This is a genomic window from Longimicrobium sp. (genome assembly GCF_036387355.1).
Lineage (GTDB): Bacteria > Gemmatimonadota > Gemmatimonadetes > Longimicrobiales > Longimicrobiaceae > Longimicrobium.
This window is the reverse complement of sequence record NZ_DASVTX010000581.1, coordinates 1-5,483: the sequence shown is the minus strand read 5'-3', so window position 1 is coordinate 5,483 and position 5,483 is coordinate 1. Positions and strand designations below refer to the sequence as shown.

At 71.9% G+C, this 5,483-nt stretch carries 5 protein-coding genes; 3 read left to right on the top strand and 2 right to left on the bottom strand.

The features are described from left to right. The 3 genes from VF665_RS25365 to VF665_RS25355 all read left to right on the top strand — a co-directional run. Positions 1-1,473 (top strand): amidase (locus VF665_RS25365; RefSeq protein WP_331056292.1); only part of this gene is annotated, 1,473 nt, incomplete at its 5' end. Next, positions 1,470-1,778 (top strand): hypothetical protein, encoded by a 309-nt coding sequence (locus VF665_RS25360; RefSeq protein WP_331056291.1) that lies wholly within the window; start codon positions 1,470-1,472, stop codon positions 1,776-1,778. The genes VF665_RS25365 and VF665_RS25360, both read left to right, overlap by 4 nt. A gap of 62 nt (positions 1,779-1,840) precedes the next feature. Beyond that, positions 1,841-2,698: an alpha/beta hydrolase gene (locus tag VF665_RS25355; protein WP_331056290.1), complete on the top strand. Its 858-nt coding sequence runs from the start codon at positions 1,841-1,843 to the stop codon at positions 2,696-2,698. Between the two features lie 57 nt (positions 2,699-2,755). Here VF665_RS25355 and VF665_RS25350 read toward each other — a convergent pair whose 3' ends face one another. Both VF665_RS25350 and VF665_RS25345 read right to left on the bottom strand, forming a co-directional pair. Next, positions 2,756-2,989 carry a hypothetical protein gene (locus VF665_RS25350; RefSeq protein WP_331056289.1) on the bottom strand — a complete coding sequence of 78 codons (234 nt, stop codon included), beginning with the start codon at positions 2,987-2,989 and terminating at the stop codon, positions 2,756-2,758. Positions 2,990-3,117: 128 nt separating this feature from the next. After that, on the bottom strand, positions 3,118-4,623 hold the full coding sequence (locus tag VF665_RS25345; protein WP_331056288.1) for an acyl-CoA synthetase: 1,506 nt from the start codon (positions 4,621-4,623) through the stop codon (positions 3,118-3,120). Positions 4,624-5,483: the final 860 nt, after the last annotated feature.

Here is a 5,483-nt window from a genome sequence, read left to right as displayed (position 1 = left end):
ATTCCCGCTCCGGTCCGCGCATTCTCCCTGCCCCGCCGCACCATGCCCGACGATTCGATCGCGCTGCTTTCCGTGGAAGAAACCGTCCGCCGCGTGCGGGCGCGCGAGCTTTCGCCCGTGGACGTGCTGGATGCGTGCATGGCGCGCGTGGACCGCTTCAACCCCCAGCTGAACGCCGTCGTCACCCTCAACCCGCGGGCGCGGGAGGAGGCGGAGGCGCTGGAGCGGCGCATCCGCGCCGGCGAAGACCCGGGGCCGCTCGCCGGGGTCACGGTGGGGATCAAGGACGTCACCGAGGTGGCGGGCGTGCGCACCACGTACGGTTCGCCGCTGTTTGCCGACCACGTTCCGGCGCACGACGCCTGGGTGGTGGAGCGGCTGCGCGCGGCGGGCGCCATCATCCTGGGCAAGACCAACACGCCGGAGTTCGCGGCCGGGGGCAACACCTTCAACCCGGTGTTCGGGCGGACCCGCAATCCCTGGAACCCGGAGCGCAGCGCGGGCGGCAGCACCGGCGGCGGCGCGGCGGGGCTGGCGGCGGGGATGTTCGGGCTGGCGCAGGGAACGGACCTGGGCGGATCGCTGCGCATTCCCGCGTCGTTCTGCGGCATCGTGGGGCTGCGGCCGTCCGTGGGGCTCGTGCCCACCCTTCCGCAGGACTACCTCTGGGACACGCTGCAGGTGACGGGGGTGATGGGCCGCGGCGCGGGCGACGTGGCGCGCGGGCTTCAGGCCGTCGCGGGCGCCACGGACCGCGCGCCGCTCGCGCAGCCCATGGCCGGGCGCGACTTTGCCGCCACCGTGCGCGACGCGGATGCGCGCGGGCTGCGCGTAGCCTACTGCCGCGACATCGCGGGCATCGGCATCGATGCGCAGATCGAGAGCGTCTGCCGCGCCGGGGCGTTCGCCCTCGCGGACGCCGGGGCCGCGGTGGAGGAGATCGAGCTGGACCTGTCGTACGGCCGTCCCGCCTTTCTGGCGCTGCGCGGCCACTGGTTCGTCTCGCAGCTGTACCCGTACCTGGACCGGCTGGAGGAGTTCGGGCCCAACGTGGCCAACAACGTGCGCGCCGGCCTGTCCACCACCGTGCAGGAGCTGGCGGCGGGCGAGGCGGCGCGCAGGCGCATCTGGGAGCAGTTCCGCGACTTCTTTACCCGCTACGACCTGCTGCTGACGCCCACCATGGCCGTGCCGCCCTTCGTGGTGGAGGAGAACTATCCCGCCACCGTCGGCGGGCGGGAGATGGCGACGTACGTGGACTGGATCGCGCCCACCTTCGTCCTGAGCCTCACCGGGCTCCCCGTCGCCTCCGTCCCCGCCGGGGTGGACGCGCAGGGGATGCCCGTGGGCCTGCAGATCGTGGCGCCGCCGCGCGGCGAGGAGCACGCGCTCGCCGCGGCATCGCTGGTGCAGCGTCTGCGCCCCATCGGGCTGCCGCTGGACGGGAACGCCGTACGCACGGGGGAACGATGAGCAACGAGCCGGCGGACCCGCACGGCATCTTTACCGGATCGCAGGCCACGGCCAGCCTGGTGGGGTGGATCGACCGCGTGCTGATGGAGCTGCGCGAGGGCCGGGTAAACGACGCGCGCGAGTCGCTGCAGGGAGAAACGTGGCGCACATCGGGGATCGAGGACGGCATTCCGCGCCCCATCCTGGAACAGTGCCGCGACACCCTGAACGACGCCGCCGCGGCCCTTTCCGCCGATCATCCGGACGTCGGCGCGGCGGAAGAAGCGCTGATGATCGCCCGCTCGCGCTTTCTCCCCGGCGCCTGAGCCTCGCGGCGCACGACAATCGAATCATGCCGGCGTTCATCCATCCCCGTTCAGGAGCAGCGATGCGAAAGATCATCCTGGCCGCCGCGGCGGTCCTGCACCTCTCCGCCATCGGCGAGGCCGCCGCGCAGCAGGTGGTGAACCTGTGGCCCGGCGCGCCTCCGGGCACGGAGCACTGGACTCACCGCGAGCGCGTCATCGAAGGCACGCCGGTGGGCACCGTGGTGTTCGACGTGTCCACGCCGACGTTGACGATCCTGCTGCCGGAGCCGGGCAAGGCCACGGGCGCGGCGGTCATCATCGCGTCCGGCGGCGCGTTCGTGGCGCAGGCCATCAGCCTGGAGGGGTTCAGCGTGGCGGAGCGGCTGCGCGAGCGGGGGATTGCCGCGTTCGTGCTCAAGTACCGCACGATCGAAAAGAACTTCGAGGGCGTTCCGCCGATGAACATGGATTCCGTGGGCCAGTACGGCATCGCGGACGGAATCCAGGCGCTGCGCGTGGTGCGCAGCCGCGCGGCGGAGTGGGGCGTGCGTCCGGACCGCGTGGGGATGATCGGCTTTTCGGCGGGGGCGATGGTGACGAGCGCCGCGCTGCTGCAGGCGGACAGCGCCGCGCGGCCCAGCTTCGCGGCGATGATGTACGGCGCCCCGTTCGGCGTCATGCCGGCCATCCCCTCGCGGCTCCCGCCCATGTTCATGGCCTGGGCGCAGGACGACGCGGTGGCGCTCGCCCCCATCCTGCGCTTTCACGACGCCCTGCGCGCCGCCGGGCACCGGCCGGAGGTGCACATCTTCAGCGGCGGCGGCCACGGCTTCGGGATGAAGCGGCAGGGCACCAGCAGCGACTACTGGCCGGACGCGTTCTTCCACTGGCTGGAAGCGGGCGGGTTCATCCCCGCGCCGCAGCCGGCCGGGACGTAGAAAGCGGGCCGCTCCCCCACCGGAGCGGCCGGCTTCGCATTCCAGGCTTTCCGCGGATCACCAGGCAAAGAACGTGATCAGAAAGAGCAGGAACAGCACGGCCATGAGCACGAAGACGGCGAGCACCACCCGCCGCTGAAGCGCCACCGCGCGACGCTGGGTTTCCACCGCCTCGAGCTGCATGGCGATGGACCTGGACTGCGCGTCGATGGCCTGCTGCTGCCGCGCCCCCTGCTCCTGCAGCTGATCGCGGATCTGCGTCAGCAGCGCGATCACGGTGGGATTGTCCATCATGTGAAACCCCGGATTCTGGAAGGATCGCCAGCCTGGAACCGCGGCGCGCGCTGGCGGAGGCGCAGAGACAGAGGGAGCGACAACCGTCTGTGCCGCTGTTCCTCCCTCCTCTGATCGGATCGCGATCAGCCCGCGGCGAATAGCTTGGCGACCTCTGGCTTCATCACCTTGCCCATGGCGTTGCGCGGGAGCGGATCCACCACGCGCAGGTCGCGGGGAAGCTTGTAGGGCGCCAGCCGCTGCCGCGCCCACCCCTGCAGTTCGGCAAGAGGCGGAACGGGATCCCCGCCCGCCGCTTCCACCGCCACGCACACGCGCTCGCCCCACTCCTCGTCCCCAATCCCCACGACCGCGCACTCGCCGATGGCCGGGTGCTCGCGCAGCACCTCCTCGATCTCCAGCGCGGACACCTTGAATCCCCCGGTCTTGATGATGTCCACGCTGCGGCGGCCCAGCAGGCGGTAGTAGCCGTCCTCCACCACGGCCACGTCGCCGCTGCGGAACCAGCCGCCGCGGAACGCCTCCGCCGTCGCTTCCGGGCGTCGCCAGTAGTCGGCGAACACGCTGGGCCCGCGGATCTCCAGGTCGCCCGGCGTTCCCGCCTCCACCGGCCGGCCCTCGTCGTCCACCACCTGCGTTTGCACGCCCGGCAGCGGCAGGCCCACGGAGCCCGGCCGGCGCTCGCCGTGCAGCGGGTTGCTGAGCGCCATGCCGATCTCCGTCATCCCGTAGCGCTCCAGCAGCGTGTGGCCGCTGATTTCCCGCCACCGCTCCAGCATCTGCACGGGGAGTGCGGCGCTGCCGGACACCATCAGCCGCAATCCGCGGCACCCGGCGGCCATCCGCTCGCGCCGCGCCTCGTCCGCCGCGTCGAATGCGCCGATCAGCTTGCGGTACACGGTGGGGACGGCCATGAACAGCGTCAGGCGTCCACTTTCGATGGTCCGCCAGGTCTCGTCCGCGTCAAAGCGGGGGAGGATTTCGCACACCGCGCCGGACCACAGTGTGCAGGCCAGCACGTTCACGATGCCGTGCACGTGGTGCAGCGGAAGAACGAGCAGCGTGCGGTCGTCCGCCGTCCATCCCCACGCGTCCACCAGCGTGGTGACCTGCGCGCGCAGGTTGGCGTGGGTACTCACCACGCCCTTGGGCCGCCCCGTGGTGCCGCTGGTGTAGATGATCATGGCCGGACCGCTTTCCGCCACGTCCGGCACCGCTCCCGGCGCGACGGCGAGCGCCTCGTCGGTCGTGAGAAAGCGGCGCCCGGCGCGCTCCGCCACGGGACGCAGCACGGCGATGAACTCCGGGTGCGCGATGACGGTTTCCGCGTCCGCGTCCAGCACCACGTACTCCAGTTCCGCCTCGGGGTGCGAGACGGCGAGCGGAACGGCCACGCCCCCCGCGCGCCACACGCCCCACTGCACCGCCACGTACTCCCATCCCGGCGGCGTGAGGAACGCCACGCGCGCCCCGTCCAGCGACGCGCGCCCGTCCAGCAGCGCCGCGGCCACGCGGGCGGACGCGTCCAGCAGGTCCGCGTACGTGAGCGTGCCGTTGTGCGCCACGACGGCGGTGCGGTCCGCGAACCCGGCCGCGCGTTGAACGATGGGCGGAGCAGCGGTCTGCGTCATGGGGCGGCGTGCGTCGAGGGGTGGATGCAGTGCGGATGGACAAGGTAGGCGCGCCACGCCCGTCGCGCACTGGCAACGAGGAGCGCTGGATCAGCAGCGCTCTGGACGCGGGGCGGATCCGCGGCGGACGCGCAATCGCGGTTGTAGCATCCTGCAGAGGATCAGGCGCACCGGATCCGTCACCTCAGCCGGATCGGCATCCCTCACTCGGCTCGGACTTCGAGTGTCATTCTGAGCGAGGCGCCGCGCCGCGCCGTCCGACACACCAGACTCTGGCGCCGACCGAAGAATCCCGCGCCACCGCATCCGATGCACGCCCGGTTGTGCGCCGCCCTCGGACGCTGCGGGTGCGGCGGGAGAGGCTGGGGCACGCCGCGCCGGCCAGCGGCACGGCGGATGCTTCGGTCCGGGATTCTTCAGTCGCGCATGAACGCGGTGCCGGGGAAAGCGCGGCGCACGCTCCTTCAGAATGACGCCTCAGCGCCGAGGTGGGCGGCAGGACACCGGTGGAGCGGAGGTGCCGCTGCTGGGCGGCGCGGGCGGCGTAACCGGACATCAGCCGCAGCGGCATCCCTCACTCGGCTCGTACTTTGAGTGTCATTCTGAGCGAGGCGCCGCACCGCACCATCCGTCACACCAGACTCTTGCGCCGACCGAAGAATCCGCGCCACCGCTTCCCATGCACGCCCGGTTGCGCGCCGCGCCCGGACGCTGCGGGGGCCGCGGCAGAGGCTGGAGCACGCCACGCCGGCCCGAGGCGCGGCGGACGTTGCGGTCCGGGATTCTTCAGTCGCGCATGAACGCGGTGCCGGGGAAAGCGCGGCGCACGCTCCTTCAGAATGACGCCTCAGCGCCGAGGT

What these genes read in the sequence shown, in the direction of transcription:
- VF665_RS25360 (WP_331056291.1), top strand. Translation starts at nt 1,470, where the DNA reads ATGAGCAACGAGCCGGCGGACCCGCACGGCATCTTTACCGGATCGCAG.
- VF665_RS25355 (WP_331056290.1), top strand. Translation starts at nt 1,841, where the DNA reads ATGCGAAAGATCATCCTGGCCGCCGCGGCGGTCCTGCACCTCTCCGCC.
- VF665_RS25350 (WP_331056289.1), bottom strand. Translation starts at nt 2,989, where the DNA reads ATGGACAATCCCACCGTGATCGCGCTGCTGACGCAGATCCGCGATCAG.
- VF665_RS25345 (WP_331056288.1), bottom strand. Translation starts at nt 4,623, where the DNA reads ATGACGCAGACCGCTGCTCCGCCCATCGTTCAACGCGCGGCCGGGTTC.